The organism is Pseudomonas sp. SIMBA_068 (assembly GCF_046534705.1).
In the GTDB taxonomy this organism is placed as follows: domain Bacteria; phylum Pseudomonadota; class Gammaproteobacteria; order Pseudomonadales; family Pseudomonadaceae; genus Aquipseudomonas; species Aquipseudomonas putida.
The window spans coordinates 1-245 of record NZ_JAWRYI010001353.1 but is presented as its reverse complement, the minus strand read 5'-3'; the positions used below and the strand labels follow the sequence as shown (position 1 = coordinate 245).

Annotated in this window: 1 protein-coding gene; it reads right to left on the bottom strand. The window is 77.6% G+C overall.

All coding sequences use genetic code 11. From position 1 onward, the window contains the following. Positions 1–33: 33 nt before the first annotated feature. On the bottom strand, positions 34–245 hold a 212-nt coding region (locus SB756_RS34020), incomplete at its 5' end, for a hypothetical protein (RefSeq protein ID WP_410913750.1).

Here is a 245-nt window from a genome sequence, read left to right as displayed (position 1 = left end):
CGGCCTCGGGCGTGGGGACGGGGCGGGGATCGGTCATCGTGCGGGCTCCAGCAGGGTGTCGGCCAGGGTGCGGCGGGCGATCTTGCCGTTCGCGCCGCGCGGCAGGGCGGGCAGGCGGAACAGCCGCGCCGGGCATTGGCGGGGCGAGAGGTGGCGCGCCAGATGCGCGGCCAGCGCCGCCTCGGGGACCTCGCCCTGATAGGCCAGGGCGGGGCGCTGATGGGCGGCAGGATCGGGCATGGCAA